The organism is Olivibacter domesticus (assembly GCF_900109575.1).
GTDB classification, from domain to species: domain Bacteria; phylum Bacteroidota; class Bacteroidia; order Sphingobacteriales; family Sphingobacteriaceae; genus Olivibacter; species Olivibacter domesticus.
Window position 1 is genome coordinate 221,656 of the sequence record NZ_FOAF01000004.1, and the last position, 16,831, is coordinate 238,486.

General features: G+C 38.8%; 14 protein-coding genes. 3 read left to right on the forward strand and 11 right to left on the reverse strand.

Going from position 1 to position 16,831, the window contains the following annotated elements; genetic code table 11:
* Positions 1-11: 11 nt before the first annotated feature.
* Positions 12-2,048 (reverse strand): sensor histidine kinase, encoded by a 2,037-nt coding sequence (locus BMY50_RS17245; protein ID WP_093326729.1) that lies wholly within the window; start codon positions 2,046-2,048, stop codon positions 12-14.
* Positions 2,049-2,273: 225 nt separating this feature from the next.
* On the opposite strand from BMY50_RS17245, the gene BMY50_RS17250 reads away from it, so the two are divergent.
* On the forward strand, positions 2,274-2,747 hold the full coding sequence (locus tag BMY50_RS17250) for a hypothetical protein (protein WP_093326732.1): 474 nt from the start codon (positions 2,274-2,276) through the stop codon (positions 2,745-2,747).
* Positions 2,748-2,876: 129 nt separating this feature from the next.
* Here BMY50_RS17250 and uvrB read toward each other — a convergent pair whose 3' ends face one another.
* On the reverse strand, positions 2,877-4,907 hold the full coding sequence (gene uvrB / locus BMY50_RS17255) for an excinuclease ABC subunit UvrB (RefSeq protein WP_093326734.1): 2,031 nt from the start codon (positions 4,905-4,907) through the stop codon (positions 2,877-2,879).
* Between the two features lie 302 nt (positions 4,908-5,209).
* On the opposite strand from uvrB, the gene upp reads away from it, so the two are divergent.
* Both upp and BMY50_RS17265 read left to right on the forward strand, forming a co-directional pair.
* Complete coding sequence (gene upp / locus BMY50_RS17260) at positions 5,210-5,854, forward strand: uracil phosphoribosyltransferase (RefSeq protein WP_093326737.1); 645 nt, start codon at positions 5,210-5,212, stop codon at positions 5,852-5,854.
* Between the two features lie 99 nt (positions 5,855-5,953).
* Entirely contained in the window at positions 5,954-6,655 is a 702-nt protein-coding gene (locus tag BMY50_RS17265; RefSeq protein WP_093326740.1) for a YjjG family noncanonical pyrimidine nucleotidase, read from the forward strand.
* Here the strand turns inward: BMY50_RS17265 and BMY50_RS17270 are convergent.
* From BMY50_RS17270 to BMY50_RS17310, 9 genes are all read right to left on the reverse strand, one after another.
* Entirely contained in the window at positions 6,639-7,511 is an 873-nt protein-coding gene (locus tag BMY50_RS17270) for an ROK family protein (protein WP_093326742.1), read from the reverse strand. The two genes, BMY50_RS17265 and BMY50_RS17270, sit on opposite strands and share 17 nt — an antisense overlap.
* A gap of 199 nt (positions 7,512-7,710) precedes the next feature.
* Positions 7,711-8,982, reverse strand: coding sequence for a glycoside hydrolase family 88 protein (locus BMY50_RS17275; protein WP_093326745.1), 1,272 nt, complete (start codon positions 8,980-8,982; stop codon positions 7,711-7,713).
* A gap of 85 nt (positions 8,983-9,067) precedes the next feature.
* Positions 9,068-9,838: an SDR family NAD(P)-dependent oxidoreductase gene (locus BMY50_RS17280; RefSeq protein WP_093326747.1), complete on the reverse strand. Its 771-nt coding sequence runs from the start codon at positions 9,836-9,838 to the stop codon at positions 9,068-9,070.
* A gap of 4 nt (positions 9,839-9,842) precedes the next feature.
* Positions 9,843-10,985: a DUF4861 family protein gene (locus BMY50_RS17285; protein ID WP_093326749.1), complete on the reverse strand. Its 1,143-nt coding sequence runs from the start codon at positions 10,983-10,985 to the stop codon at positions 9,843-9,845.
* Between the two features lie 85 nt (positions 10,986-11,070).
* Positions 11,071-11,913, reverse strand: coding sequence for a 5-dehydro-4-deoxy-D-glucuronate isomerase (gene kduI / locus BMY50_RS17290; RefSeq protein ID WP_093326752.1), 843 nt, complete (start codon positions 11,911-11,913; stop codon positions 11,071-11,073).
* Between the two features lie 150 nt (positions 11,914-12,063).
* Positions 12,064-13,245, reverse strand: a complete 1,182-nt coding sequence (locus BMY50_RS17295) for a glycoside hydrolase family 88 protein (RefSeq protein WP_202907875.1) — start codon at positions 13,243-13,245, stop codon at positions 12,064-12,066.
* Positions 13,246-13,440: 195 nt separating this feature from the next.
* The gene (locus tag BMY50_RS17300) at positions 13,441-14,481 is read right to left on the reverse strand and encodes a LacI family DNA-binding transcriptional regulator (protein ID WP_093326755.1); all 1,041 of its coding nucleotides are present in this window, start codon (positions 14,479-14,481) and stop codon (positions 13,441-13,443) included.
* Positions 14,482-14,544: 63 nt separating this feature from the next.
* Entirely contained in the window at positions 14,545-14,904 is a 360-nt protein-coding gene (locus BMY50_RS17305; protein WP_093327089.1) for a CoA-binding protein, read from the reverse strand.
* Between the two features lie 366 nt (positions 14,905-15,270).
* Positions 15,271-16,815, reverse strand: a complete 1,545-nt coding sequence (locus tag BMY50_RS17310; protein WP_093326757.1) for an NAD(P)/FAD-dependent oxidoreductase — start codon at positions 16,813-16,815, stop codon at positions 15,271-15,273.
* Positions 16,816-16,831: the final 16 nt, after the last annotated feature.

Below are 16,831 nucleotides of genomic sequence, written 5' to 3' on the forward strand. Positions count from 1 at the left end.
TAATATAACATTTATACCAAAATCGCTTGTTTATTTGTTTCATTGATAAGATTAAATTCGATGTTTATCGTCGTTCCAACATGTCTTTCAGATTGTATGTCGAGCTGACCATTGAGATAGCTCACACGATTTTTAACGTTATGTAAACCGATACCTTTTTTCTGTTCAAGCTCATTAAGATTAAAGCCCAAACCATCATCTTCTACCGTAATATAGGCCTTTTCTTCATTTTGAATGCATTGCACCAAAATATTCTTTGCCGAAGCATGTCGCACAGCATTATTAATCAGTTCTTGCAAGATGCGATAAATCATAATTTGCTGATTTTTATCATCTTGTGGAGAAAAACCATAGGTTTGAAGCGATATTTTTACGCCTGATCTTTCCAGGTCTTCACAGAAATCCCGCAAAGCGGTGACCAATCCGAATCGTAAAAGTGTTTCTGGCATCATATTTCTGGCTATCCTTCTTAATTCATTCACCGCAGCGTCTAGTTTGTTTAAGATAGTCTGATGCTGTTGCTGCGCCATTTCATTTTCCTCTACACATGGATTTTTCGACAAAAGGAGTTTGATATTCGACAAGAGGCCGCCCAAACCATCATGCAAATCGCTTGCAAGCCTTTTTCTCTCTTGCTCTTGTCCTTGTATCATGGCATTAAAAAAATTCAGTTGTTGTTCTTTTCTTAATCGCTCTATTTGCTGCTCATGAAGCTCTTTCTCCTGTTTGGAAAGCATTTGTTTATTCCTATATAAAAGATACCCTAAAAACAACAAGATCAGTAATAGGCCCAGTGCTAAAACCGTTCCCGTCAATATGGCCCGATTATACTTCAATTCAACTGCATTTAGGTGATTTTCAGCCTTCAGCTCAACGATCTCTCTCTCTTTTTTTTCATGTTCGTATTTCTGTTCAATGAGGTTAAGTTTTACATTCGTTTGCTTTTTGTTAACCGTATCAGCTAAATCAACGTATTCTTTGAGTAGAGAAAAAGCTCTGTCCTTATTTCCCAATACCTCCTCCACATCAATCAAATTTTTTAGATTAATGAGTTTATTTCTAGAAAGAGGATAATTCGCATTTTCTTTATAAACGCTATAAGCCATATCCCGGGCTTTGGCGTATTGTTTTTGATCATAGAACAAATAATACTTACGATTAAGCAGTTCAATGCGGTTATATGGTTCCTGTCGTTTGTCGGCAAAAGCTAAACCTTTGTTATAATTAGCTAAAGCCTCGGGATAATTTTTATTTACATATTGTTGAAACATTCCTTGTAAAATATAATACCCTAACCAGGGATAGGCTTGGGGATGATTCTTCAATAACTGGAAAGAAAAAGTCAGATTATCTTGCATTTTTTTCTTGTTCGCAGTAGAGAAATCTTCTTGATAAAGTAATGCTTTGACCATTCCTAAACGGCTTTCTACTGCTTGTGCATATCCATTATGCGCTGAAAATATATTGGAAGCTTTTTGGAAATAGGAAAATGCCTTCCCGTATTGTCTAATATCACAGAATACATTTCCTATATCATAATAATTCCCGGCAAGCAGAAGAGAGTCACCTATACGCTCTAAAATCGGACAGGCTTTTTCTATTAAGAGTCGAAGAAATTCTTCTGTATTATCTTCGCGCTGAGCGATCGCTCCTATATTATGCCACGTTCTGGCTAAATATCGTTGCGCCGTGTAAGAAGTATCTGTCTTTAACAGAGATACTGTTCGCTGAAATTCATTTCGAGCTTTTATCAAATTATAGTGCTCCATATAGACACCTGCCACATAATAGTGTGCGATAGCAGTGGCCAAGTTATCGTTGGTTTTAACACTTCGTGCGAATGCATTTTGCGCATATTGCATCGACTTAGCCGAATCTATATAAAGCCAATGATCTGATAAATCTTGAAGGGCCTGTATTTTCTGCTTTTCAGAAGTATTGCCATTGACGACATTCAGCAAGCTGTCTTGATTGAAAGAAAGCTTTTGTTGCGCGTTTACTTTAAAGCAAAAGGCAACGCACATTCCTATTACGAATAAATAGTGCATAAAATAACGTTAACTCCCTAACAAATCTACTTATTCTATGAAGCATAAAGAAAAGGTTTTATGATATACCTGAAAACCATTAGAGAAAAATACCGTAAGCACAGTATATTATAAACGAAAAAAAAGCAACATTTTTGAGGCATGACATTTCTTTGAATCTGCATAAATAATTAGTGGAAAAAAGAAGGAAAGATCTAGTAATTAACCTTAATAATTAAATATAAAATGAAACAATTTTTTCTATTTTCAACTTTCTTCGTGTTACTTCAGGTTGTTCTGCTAAAGCCTGCGTCAGCTCAGAATAGTACGCCGTATAATACGGCTTTTGGCTTATTTTTAGATCTAGGTAATGGGGGCACCTATGTCGGTCCGCATGTAAAACATTTTTTTACTGCACAAGACGCCGGACAAGCGATGGTACTTTTTGGCAACGATATTACAATTTTGGGAGTAGAATATTCTTATAATAAAGCAATCCCTAATGCAGGTGGTTTAATGTGGAACGCTGGAATTGGGCCGCAAGTGCTTTTTGGAGATGGTGATACAGGTTTTGTGATTAGACCGCAAGTAGGTTTAGAATATAAGGTATCTCAAATACCTATTAGCGTTGGTTTCGACTGGCGGCCGGCATGGACTATATCGCCGGGCTCTGACTTTGAGGCAGGAAGATTTGGTCTTACTTTTAAGTATACACTATAGATCAACTTAATTCAAATACAACAAATTAAGTCGAAAAAGCCCCGTTTTTTTTGGGGCTTTTTCTTTACATAGCTCTATTAGTAGCATACTTCATTGGCCAAAGAGTTCCTAACAAGATTAATTGGCTTACTACCCGAACTTTTCATTAAATGTTTTTTCCAATGCAAACATTTCATCTCTCAGTTTAGCTGCTTGTAAGAAGTCCATTTCCTTTGCAGCCTTTTCCATATCCTTTTTAGCCGTATCAATCGCTTTTTGCAATTGGCCCTTGCTCATATACTGTACTACAGGGTCGGCCGCAACACTACTTGCGGGATCAGGATCCACATAAGCTTTTGCGGCTCCACCTTTAAAATCGGCAACAGACGTTTGCTCCATAATTGCCTCTCGGCTTTTGCCCACTGTACGCGGTGTGATTCCATGGTCCTCATTGTATGCAATCTGTTTTTCTCTTCTTCTATTCGTTTCGTCAATAGTAGCCCGCATGCTATCCGTAACCTTATCTGCATACATAATCACTTTTCCTCGATCATTTCTAGCAGCTCTTCCAATCGTCTGTATAAGAGACGTTTGAGAACGTAAAAACCCTTCTTTGTCGGCATCTAAGATAGCTACTAGGGTAACTTCCGGTAGATCTAAACCTTCCCGTAGAAGATTAATCCCTACTAAAACGTCAAATTCCCCTAAGCGTAATCCCCTGAGAATTTCGACACGTTCTAAGGTTTTAATTTCAGAATGTATATAACGTACTTTAATACCCAAACGAGTCATGTACTTGGTAAGCTCTTCCGACATTCTTTTGGTGAGCGTAGTTACTAATATTCTACCACCCTCTTTGGTTACTTTATCCACTTCATCAAGCAGGTCGTCAACTTGATTAATTACTGGCCTAATTTCAATGGTTGGGTCTAATAAGCCCGTAGGTCTAATCACCTGCTCAATGACAACACCCTCTGTTTTCTGAAGTTCATAATCACTTGGTGTGGCACTTACATAAATTGTTTGCGGAGCAAGTGATTCAAATTCCTGAAAATTAAGCGGTCTATTATCTAAGGCCGCAGGCAACCGAAATCCATATTCCACAAGTGAAATTTTTCTTGACCTATCACCTCCATACATCGCCCTTATCTGTGGAACGGTAACATGGCTCTCATCAATTACCATTAAATAATCATCAGGAAAATAGTCTAATAAACAGAAAGGTCTCATCCCAGGCTGTCTACCATCGAAAAATCTGGAATAATTTTCTATGCCACTACAATATCCCAATTCACGCATCATCTCCAAATCATAGTTCACGCGTTCTTCCAGCCGCTTAGCTTCCAGCATTCTGCCATCTTTTACAAGTTGTTCTTTCCGTTGAACTAGCTCGTCTTGAATAGCCCAGATTGATTGCGTGAATTTTTCCTTGGGAGTGACAAATAAATTTGCCGGAAACAAGGCTAATGTTTCCATTTTTTCTAGGGTTTTCCCCGAGACAGGATCAATAATACTGAGCTCTTCTATTTCGTCGCCAAAAAAAATAATGCGGTAGGCATCATCCATATAAGCGGGGAATACATCAACAGTATCACCTTTTACTCTGAAGGTACCTCTTTTAAAATCAGCGGTAGTACGCGCATATAAAATTTCCACGAGACGATGTAAAAAAGCGTTCCGGGTAATAGTAGTACCTACCCCAAAACGGAATATCGATCGAGAAAAATCTTCTGGGTTACCCATACCATAAATACAGGATATAGATGAAACGACGACAACATCTCTTCTTCCCGACATCAGTGCGGAAGTAGTTCTAAGCCTCAATTTTTCTATTTCATCGTTAATCTGCAAGTCTTTTTCTATATACGTATTGGAAGTTGCGATGTAAGCTTCTGGCTGATAATAATCATAATAAGAAACAAAATAGTTCACCGCATTTTCAGGAAAAAATTGCTTCATCTCTCCATATAGCTGTGCTGCTAAGGTTTTATTATGGCTTAAAATTAATGTTGGTCGCTGCGTCTGCTCAATGACGTTCGCTACGGTAAAGGTCTTCCCCGAACCGGTTACGCCTAATAGTGTTTGGTAATGCTCGCCTCCATTTATTCCTTCTACCAACTGACGAATTGCTTCTGGCTGATCGCCTGTTGGTATGTATGTTGATGATAGTTTAAATTTCATCCGTTTATATTTTGTTTTTTTAGCTGTAAGATGGAACCTTTGATGGTTAAGGTGATCATTGCCTTATGTGTTTAATGATTATATTAATCATGTCGGGTTCATTTATCTTGTTTTATAGTCGACTACTATAACAGAATGGTCTAAAGCAATCTTGATTGGTATGTAAACAAAGATACGAAAAAGGTGTTTGATAGTTAATTGAATCCTTAAATAGTTGTATCGTTAAGTTGTTAAATCGTTGCGTAGTTAGGTGGTTTGAGGGATAACTAACAACAAATAACTAATAACCAAAACAAGCAGACATGACCTTTATCTTAAGTAATCATACGAGCATCGCAAATCATTTTATCTCGGAGTTGCGTGATATAAAAATTCAACGGGATCGCATGCGTTTTAGACGTAACATGGAACGCTTAGGAGAAATATTTGCTTATGAAATAAGTAAAACCATGTTCTACGAACCGGGGGAAGTAGAAACACCGCTGGGCATCTCAGAAACATTATTAATTCCTGATCAACCTGTACTTATGACGATTGTAAGAGCAGGCATTCCGCTACATCAAGGCTTATTGAACTATTTTGATAAGGCAGATAGCGGCTTTATTGGCGCCTATCGCAAAACGAAGAAAAGTGGCGCCTTCGAAATAGAGAAGAAATATGTTACTTCTCCGGATTTAAAAGATAAGATTGTTGTCATGGCAGACCCCATGCTGGCAACGGGAAGAAGCATGGTATTATGCTGCAAAGAGCTGTTGGCTACCTATCCAATTAAACAACTACACATCGTGTCGGCCATTGCTAGTGAAGAAGGTATTGAACATGTAAAAGCCTATTTGCCCAAGGCAAAATTATGGATTGGAGCGGTGGATAGCGAGATGACCAGCAAGGCTTATATTGTGCCAGGTCTTGGCGATGCAGGTGACCTATCTTATGGAGAGAAGATGTGAAGCTTTTAGAGAGTTGTGAGTTGCCAGTTATGAGTTGCCAGTGTAAAAACTCGAAACTCATAACTGGCAACTCACAACTAAAATCACTATCTTTGCCCTATGCGTTACTCAAACAAAAAGCATATATTTTTTGATTTAGATCATACCTTATGGGATTTTGACAAAAATGCAACGGAAGCTTTACAAGAGCTTTTTCTGGTTTATAAATTTGTTGATTTAGGAATAAGTTCTGCGGATAAGTTCATCGAAACCTACGGAAGGAACAATCAGCGCGTATGGGCTTTATACCATAACGGAAAAATAGATAAGGCACAATTACGCAAAGCACGCTTTGCAGATACTTTTACGGAACTAGGGCTGTCTCCTACTTTGTTTCCTGCTTCTTTTGAAGCTGATTATCTACGCATCTGCCCCACTAAAACAAATTTATTTCCAGGCACACATGAGACGCTTTCTTACTTAAAAGAAAAGTATGTTCTTCATTTAATTTCTAATGGTTTTAAGGACGCTGCAGAAATTAAGGTAGAGAAAACAGATCTCAAAAAATATTTTTCTCAAATCGTGATCTCAGAAGATGTTGGTGTACACAAACCTCATCCTGATATTTATCAGTATTCACTTCGGGCAGCGAAAGCCGAAAAAGCAGAAAGCATTATGATTGGCGATAGTGTTGAGGCAGATATTAGGGGTGCTCAGGCATTTGGGTTAGAGGCCATTTATTTCAATCCGAACGGGCTTCAGGAACCAACAGACATCAAACATAGTATTAAAGAGCTAGTGGAGCTCAAAGACCTGTTTTAAGAGCTCCGGCCGCACCATATATAGCAGCCATTTCACCTAACTGCGCAATTTTGATAGGAAGTGATATCCCTCTCTCTTTTAACCTGTCTTGTGTATGACTTAGAAAGTGTTCATATCCTTTTGCAATATTGCCTCCAAGAATAAGTCCTTCAGGTTCTTTATCCAATAGGTGCTCAGAAACAAACTCTGCTAAGGTATAACCAAACTCACGTAAAATTGCGCTCGCATCCGCATCTGCTTCTGCAATGGCACACAATGCTTTTACGCTCTCTATGTGTTTGCCTGTACGTTTTATATAGGTGCTTTTCAGCCAATGTCCTGAAAGGTAATCTTCTGCAATGCTCTCCCTAAATTTCACACACCATAGGTCTCCATCCTCCGCATGCCCATTCAGGAACAATGCACTACCCAACCCTGTTCCTAGCGTTAAACCGACCGCACGTTTAAATAACACCCCAGCACCAGCAAACATCTCCCCCTGTAGAAAGCAAGCAGCATCATTTAAGAAAGTAATGTCTTCTGTATTTATACCAATTTTTTTTGCCAATAGTACTTTCACATTGATCTCATAAAGCGCCTCGTATTTATTTTGGTTCTTCATGAGACTTACGCCCTTCTCATAGTCAAATGGACCAGGGATAGCGATACCAATGGCAGTAGTTTCTAAATTGCCCTTTTTCATAGAAGACTGTATGCAGTCACTCCACGAATCAATAATAGCGGCTATCTCGTCGTGTGAATTTACGGTTTGTCTTTCAAAGGTATCTTCTACTAAGATTCTATTCTCCAGATCAACCAAAGCGGTTGAAATATGTGATCCGCCGATATCGCAACCTACAACGATCTTATTATTCATTCGTAAATATTATTAAAGTTTTTGGTCCTGTTTGCTTACCTGCAATGCTCTATAAATATGCAGATTTCATTAAAGTTTACAATTTTATTAAAACGTGTGCAAATATAGTTAAATCGTTTTAGCAAAAGACAAACATAAAAATATTCCTGAAATTACTCAACAAAATCCATTTTTTTTTATCGCTTTTTTGAATAAATATTTAAGGGTAAACAACGCTTGCGTTATTGCTTCTCACTCCCGTTACAATCGCTTTATATCTTTTCAATGCTTGAATATAGTAATAATCTGCGTAAGGTAATGGCACATCCACTTCAGCCATAACAGGTATGTAACCCGCACCATGCATGAGTATGAACCCACCATTGGCCCCCAGAAGAGATGTATATGCAGGAGAGGCGAGTGTTTCCAGCATTTTTTCCGCTGCTTTGAAATATGTCTTTCCATTTTCTTGTGTATAACCGGAGAGTTCCAGCAAGGAAGAAGCCATAATAGCGCCAGCAGAGGCATCACGATAGGTGTTCGGTATCTCGGGCGAATCAAAATCCCAATACGGAATTTTATCCTTCGGAAGATTTGGGTGATTTAAAATATAATCAGCAACATTTTTTGCCAGTGCTAAATATTTTTGGTCTTTGGTTTCCCGATATAATACGGTAAGACCATAAAGCACCCAAGCTTCTCCACGCGCCCAAGTAGATGTATCATTGTATCCCTGTGCATTACGTCTTTGCTTGAGTTTACCGGTCTTCGTATCTAAATTTACAATTTGGCATGTACTGTAATCTTCTCTTACATTATTCTTCAGAACTGTTTCTGCATGGTTAACCGCCATTTTATAATAAGATGAATCGCCCGTTGCATGTGTAGCCCAAAATAATAATTCGAGGTTCATAAGATGATCGATTACGATAACGAACTCTTTATCATTTTGCTTTGTATCCCATGACCTGATAGCCTTTACTTTTTTATTATATCGTTTAGCCAGTGTTTTAGCGCTCGTAAGAAGCGTTTTATGGTAGGAGATAGCAGGTTCTATTTTCATAGCATTACCAAAACTATTATACATAATAAACCCCAGATCGGCTGATTTTTGATTATTTTGTTGTTTAGCTAATATGCTCATCGCTCTATTTGCTTCTTTTTGAAGAGTGGAATCCTGTGTCTCTTCAAATAAATAAAGCAAGGTACCGGGATAAAAACCGCTTGTCCACCAATCGGGGCCGCTGGTTTCGAAATAATTTTTATTTTTCACAAATGTCTTGGGAAACTTATCATCAGGGAGGTCTTCCATCATCAGTTTATATTGCGTAGCAGCATGCTTAAAACGCTGATCAATGGTTTCCGTTAACAATGTATTCCCTTTTGGCGCATTACGATTTATACGAGCCGCCTGTTGGGGTGTATTACATGCCATAATCGTAAACAGAAAAAAAAGATAAAGAAGGTTTTTTGATAAGATAGTTTTGCTCATATATAAAACAGTGTAATTATTTACAGGACATCTGTAAATAATTACACTTTCCTATAACGATTTTACAAGCCATTTGTTGTTTCAATTAACGTCCCATCCAACCACCGTCTACCGTCAGGATAGTGCCATGCACGTAGGCCGCCGCATCCGAGGATAAAAACACAATAGGTCCTTTAAAATCGTCTGGCTCACCCCACCTTCCAGCGGGAATGCGTGCCAGTATCGACTGACTTCTATCCCCGTCTGCGCGCAGGGCAGAAGTGTTATCTGTTGCAATATAACCAGGAGCAATCGCATTTATATTTACACCGCTTCCTGCCCATTCATTCGCAAATGCTTTAGTGAGCTGACCTACAGCACCTTTTGATGCTGCATATCCAGGTACATTAATACCCCCTTGAAAAGTTAATAAAGAAGCGGTGAAAATTATTTTACCGGATCCACGGGCAACCATCTCCTTTCCAAATTCACGTGTAATAATAAATTGGGCTGTTTGATTTATAGCGATGATTTCATCCCAATATTCGTCTGGGTGTTCCGCAGCGGGCTTCCTTAATATATTACCGGCATTGTTTACAAGGATATCTACTTGAGGATGATGTGTTTTTACCTCATTTATAAAATTGTAAAGCGATTGGCGCTGAGCGAAGTCGCATTGATAGGCATAAAACTTACGCCCTAGCGCAGAAACTTCTTGAGACACCTGGCTGTTTGTCAGCTCCAAAGAAGCTGAAACACCAATAATATCAGCTCCTGCCTCTGCCAAAGCAACTGCCATTGCTTTTCCAATACCTCGTTTACAGCCTGTAACAATTGCTAACTTACCTGTTAAATCAAATTTATTTAATGTGGACATATATTTACTTTATTGAAACTTTTAACGGATTTTTCAAATTATGCTGATATTGTAGCAAGTATTCCTCCCATGCTTTTGCTGATGTTATGTTGCCGGCCTTATCCCAAGCCCCTCCATTATAATAAATAAGAGGTTTACCTTTAGAAGCACTTAACAAGCTAAGCAATTGCCCTTCCGCTTTAAAACTTTTTTTAACCGGCTCTGCTGTTAAAACCCCCACACCTAACGTGCCATCAGCACCATGCGTTGGTTCCCAATAGGCCATTAGCCCTTGTTCGGCTTTTTCTATCGTCTCGCCTGCTTCATCGCGCAACACAATTCCTGCTACAACAGGTAGTGCTTCCTCTCCATCGTAATCATAAACAACTTCCACTTTATTTAACTGTGACCCTGCATCTAACGTGATAGTTTTTGTAACAGACACAGCCTTACCGCCTACATCCCAAGGTTCAAAAGTTAATTTGAAAGTACTTCTAAGCGGTCCGTTATCCAAGATTTCGTGCTGCCGATAATGTTTTGAATAAATTATTCTATCTTTCACAAAAGGTGCGATATCCCCTGCTCCCAATGTCATACCAACGGAATAATAATCTAATCCTTTCCCGTGATCCTTATGGTAATCGCCCGTTTTATACCATTCATCAACAACTAAAGCATCAGTTCTTTTTGCCCATATATCTGTTCCTTGTGCATCATCCGGCCTTCCTTCCAATGCTTTTCCATACATTCTAAAAGCAATTTTATCATTCTCCCAAGCGAAGTCATCAAAACGTTCCGGCACGTAACGCGCGAAAGTTTTAGCCCTTACCTTGGCGGGTTCGCCCTTATCGACTGTAAGTTGTACTTCACTATTCGCTGGGATTTCCACCCATATGAGTACATTTGCGATACTGTCCGTTCCTAATTTTTCAAGCTGGTAACTACATTCCTTTCCTTGCTCATCTATAATTTTAAAAGCATTTGAATGATTATAAGCTTGCTTAAATGCTTGAAAGGGTATACTGGCCACTTCCGCTCTTTTTACATTAGAAGGATTAGCAATTATAATTGTCTTATTGTGCTTATTCGCCGTGTTACAAGACATTAAGATCAGCGACATCAAAGCTATCAGCGTGCCCAAGTACCCCGTTTTTTCGATTTTTCCCACTTCTTTATTATCTATTTGTTAATTTTTATAAATACTCTTAACTGGTCGGCATGTAATAATTACCCCTTAGCAAAAGCTACCCTGTCTATCTCAGCTCGGTAATTGCACAAGCATCCATATCGCCATAATCCATATTTTCGCCAGCCATCCCCCAAATAAAGGTATAATTGGAGGTCGCAGCTCCGGCATGAACAGACCATGGTGGAGAAATTACAGCTTGTTCATTCTGCATCCAAATATGTCTTGTTTCTTGCGGCTGGCCCATAAAATGGCATACTGACTGACCTTGAGGCACCTCGAAATAGCAATATACTTCCATTCGTCGATCATGTGTATGAGCGGGCATTGTATTCCAAACGCTCCCTGTTTTTAATTCCGTCATTCCCATTTGTAATTGACAGGTCTTTACCACACTCGCCACTAATAATTTATTTATAATTCGATGATTAGCCGTCTCCAAACTGCCTAGCTCTACAATTTCTGCATCTGCCTTGGTAACTTTTTTGATTGGAAATACCTGATGAGCAGGAGCTGAATTAAGGTAAAATTTCGCGGGGTTACTCGCATCATTACTAGCAAACAGCACTTCTTCGTTTCCTTTTCCAACATAAAGAGCCTCTTTAAAATCAATGTCGTAAACATCACCGTTGATGGTAACAGTACCTGCCCCACCGATGTTGATTATTCCGAGCTCTCTTCGCTCTAAAAAGTAAGGCGCCTTCAATGCATCAATCGTTTCGAGCTTAATTGTTTCGCTAACAGGCATTACTCCTCCTGCTATATAACGGTCATAATGAGTATATACTAAATGAATCTTGTTCTCTTCAAAAAGTTTTTCAATTAAAAAATTCTTGCGCAAAGACTCCGTGTCCATCTGTTTCGTTTCATTAGGACTGGAAGCATAACGGGTTTCATACGTTGTAGCCATTTTAAATATATTTATTAAAACAATTAGATTAAGGGTTTACAAAGTGCTAATATACATTTATTAACAGACAAGCGCAAACGTTTACATTTTAGTTAGTTAAAAAATGCCTTTTAAAGGCTCATAAAGCAAATCTGATGGATAATTTGGAAATTATAAATACCACTCTTTATAGCGCTTCAGCGCTTCAAGAAAATAATAATCTGCATAAATAATAGGGATATCAATTTCTGAATTAAGCGGTAGAGCTCCTGTACTATGAGCAAGTAAGAATCCGCCATTTTCTCCCGTATCAGACCGATACGCACTGCTGGCTAAGGATCGGATCATTTGTTCGGCATTTTTTCTGTAAAACTCCTTCTTATTTCCCTCTACATACTGACCTAGCTCTAATAGCGCTGAGGCAATTAATGCTCCAGCAGAAGCATCACGGACTGTAAATGGCATAAAAGGAGCATCGAAATCCCAATAAGGTATTTTATCCTTTGGTAAATTTGGATGATTTAATATAAAATTTGCAATACCTTCTGCCTGTTTCAAATACTTTTTATCTTTAGTATCACGATACATCATTGTATAACCATATAAGGCCCAACCCTGTCCTCTGGCCCACGCAGAACTGTTAGCCGCTCCTTGCCAAGTAGCTTTTCTAATAACACTACCATTATCAGGATTATAATCTACTACGTGATAGGAACTATAATCTGTTCTAAAATGGTTTTTCAATGTTGTATTCGCATGTGTTTTGGCAATATCTTTAAATTTTGAATCCCCGCCATTGTCGCTTACCCAATTTAACATCTCCAGATTCATCATGTTATCAATGATTACTGGACACTCCCAATATTTATTTTTGTTCCAGGATTGTATTGCGCTTATACGTGGGCGATAACGGGTAGATAAAGATTCGGCAGATTGAAAAATGATATCTTTGTAAGATTTTTCTTTTGTAATACGGTAGGCATTTCCATAACTGCAGAACATCATAAAACCTAAATCATGATTACCTGTAAACGTTTTATTTGCTTCAATTACCTTAAGTGACCTTAGTGCCTCTTGATGTATTTGTTCATCTTTCGTTTGTTCATAAATTAGCCATAATGATCCGGGATAGAAACCACTACACCACCACTGGATATTTCTTGCATCAATTTTTCCAGTTTTTGGATCAAATGACTGAGGAAGTTTATCCGACGGAATATTCTTTGCCAAAACCTTATATTGTTCTTTTGCAAAGTTAAAATTGTCGTCGATCAAGGTTCGCATCTGAATTTCCTGAGCGGAAATTTTTGTTACCAGCAAGAATGCTAATAGTAATAAATTGAATTGTTTCATTTGTATGGTGCTTAATGGTTGGTTTCTTTGGCAAATAAGCAGGATAACCACCAATCATGTATATAAACATCAATACTTGGTTTTTTTGATGAGGGGGATAGCTTACTTATTGTAATGGCTAAAGTAAGCTATTTAAAAATGAAATGCAAACGATTACATCAAACAATCGATTGCATAAATTAATAACAAACCCGACTATGTTGTCATCCTTCTCACCATCGTTACAGGAACTATTTCTTTACGGTTTGTTTCGGCATGTTCCCTTGCATTTTTATCTTTCAATAAGTGCAAAAGTTTATACGCTACACGATGTGCCATCTCGTCTGGATGCTGATCAATGGTGGTAATAGGAGGAGAGATTATAGATGCACGAGGGTCATTAGAATATCCAATAATCTTCAGTTCTTGGGGAATTTTTATTCCTTGCTCACGTGCAAATTCAACGGCGGCAACGGCAGTGGTATCATTTGAGGCAAAGATAGCTTCGGGCACCTCGTCGCCTGCAAATATTTGCCTTAAGCTGTTCCATGCGTTCTCTGCTGTAAGTTCTTGGTAAAAACACCATTTTTTTGCCAATGTCACTTTCGCCTTTTTCAATACATGTTTTAATCCCTCTGTGCGCTCTCTATAGATACTACAACTTAATGGCCCGGAGATATACGCGATTTTACTGCATCCCATCTCAATTAGATGATTTCCGGCAATTACGCCTCCACGATAATCGTCACCTTGTATAATATGGGCGGGATAATCCTTTGTTGGAACACGGTCATAGAAAATTAGTGGAATTCCGCGATTAATAAATCCGTCGAAATGAGCATAGTTCTCTGTATAGAGTGCCAAAGACACCACTAAGGCATCCACTCTTGACGAATATAAGGTGTTCGCTAACTTTTGTTCGACAGCCACCGAATCATTTGATTGACAAACCATAAGACTATACCCTTCGTTCTGTAGTCTGTTTTGCAATGCCGTAATAAAGACCGCATGAAAGTACATGGAAATACGCGGCACAATTAATCCAATAATCTTGGATTTTTTATTTCGTAGAGATGAAGCCATGCTATTATGTCGGTAACCAAGTTCAATAGCCTTCTCTTTCACGCGTTTTCTGGTGGCTTCACTAATCCGCGGATTATCATTAAGTGCTCTAGAAACAGTTGCCGCTGAAACCCCTAAGGCTTTCGCGATATCTACGATACTTTTTTCCGTATTTTCGTTTTTATCTATCTTCATTTAATGGTTTATTCATTGGTTGTCGTTACATCTAATTTATGAAATTAATCTCTTTAAAATTAATCAATACTGTCCGGTACTTAATAAAACTAGGGTACAAGCATATACCGTGTCTATGCCCTTCTCTTTTGCTAATGCAACGAGTTGCGCATTTTCGGTACCCGGATTAAATATGATACGTTTTGGATGGGTATCCATAAGATAGCTGTAATACTGTTCCTGCAATTTAGGTCCAATGTATAATGTTACCGTATCGATGTCTTGTAACGGTTCAGAAGGCAGCTGAATTGGGACACCCGCCACGTCACCCTTTTTTATACCAATATTGACAATTTCGTGTCCAGCAGCTGTTAAACGGTGAGCAGCTAAATATGCATAACGGCTTGGATTAGGAGTAGCTCCAAGAATTAGTGTCTTTTTCATTGCTTCTGTCATTAGTTATTCGTTGTTGGTTATTTGTTATTCGTTACTAGTTGTTGGTTATTCGCTGTTAGTAGCAAGACTATATTAGTTGTGAGTTGTGAGTTACGAGTTGTGAGCAGATATTCGTTGCGAACTGTCAGCATTAGTTGTTGGTTATTAGTAATCAGACTCAAAAATTAATGAACACTACTTAAAACTTGACGATTCAACAACTTAACTATTAAACGATTCGACAACTTAACCAGTCAACTTAGCTACTCCACGCCTCAACTACCTGACGATTTAACCATTCAACTATTTAACGATTCCACTACTTAACGACCCAACCATCCATCACTCGCTCACTCAAACTACCCTAACCGCTTATCAACGTCTACCAATTTGCAAAACACAGTTCATGCCATCGATAGCTGCTGAAACGATACCGCCTGCGTAACCAGCTCCTTCACCACAAGGATAAAGCCCGATTATCTGGGGGTGTTGAAAAGTTTCTTTATCTCTTGGGATCCGAATTGGAGATGAGGTTCTTGACTCAACACCAACTAATACAGCCTCGTTTGTATAATATCCAGCCATCTTTTTTCCGAAGATAGGTAATGCGCCCTTCAGTGCTTTATGCACAAAGTTGGGTAATACATCGCCCATTTCAACCGACTTCACTCCCGGTTTATAAGAGTTAACAGGTAAATTAGATGAAAGTTTACCTTCCACAAAGTCAACCATGCGCTGTGCCGGAGCAACCATAAGTCCGCCACCTAGTTGAAAAGCTAAACGCTCTATATTTTTCTGAAAATCCAATAGCGCGAAGGGATCTCCTGTCGCTTCCTTAATGTCTTCCACATTTACTTGAACTACCGTTCCCGAATTGGCATACGGATTGTTTCTCTTGGAGGGCGACCATCCATTTACGACAATTTCTCCCTCATCCGTAGCACAGGGAGCAATTATACCCCCCGGGCACATGCAGAAGGAGAAGACCCCTCTTCCATTCACTTGCTCTACTAAGCTATAATATGCAGGAGGTAAAAACTCGCTTCTTACCGCACAATGATATTGAGCGCTATCAATTATTTCTTGCGGATGTTCTATTCTAACGCCTAAAGCAAATGGCTTCGCTTCCACGAGCCAGTTTTTCTTATGAAAAAGTTCAAAAATATCTCTTGCAGAATGGCCTGTTGCCAACACTATATGGTTAGCTTCCAACGTTTCTCCCGAAGCTAGCTGCACACCGCAAACTTTTCCAAACTGAACAGATATATCTGCAACCCGCGTGTTAAAATGAATTTCTCCACCACACGTTTTTATTTTTTCTCTTATTGCTTCTATAATATGCGGTAACTTATTTGTACCGATATGAGGGCGAGCGTCTATTAATATTTCGGTTGTTGCACCGTGCTCGACGAGCAACTGTAGTACTTTTTGTACATCACCCCGTTTATTAGATCTTGTATATAATTTGCCGTCCGAATACGTTCCTGCTCCCCCTTCACCAAAACAGTAATTAGAATCGGCATTGATTTTACCTTCTTTATTAAGAACGGCAAGGTCACGCCGCCTATCTTTAATCATTTTTCCTCTTTCCAGCACAATCGGTTTTAAACCCTGTTCGATACATTGTAAAGCCGCAAATAATCCCGCAGGTCCGGCTCCAATAATAAGTACAGGCGCTGCCGCGGAAACATTGGCATAAGAACGAGTCATCAATTCCGCTGTTGGCAGCTCATCAATGTAGACAATAACACGTAAGCGATAAACGACTTTTTTACCACGTGCATCAATGGACCTTTTTCTTACTTTAACCGAATTAATACTTGATATTGAAATATTTAGGTTTTTAGCCGATTCCTCTAAAATAAAATTCACATCAGAAATTTTCTCCGGAATGATGGCTATTTCAATTTCTTTTTGCATATTGTATTGCCCAGTT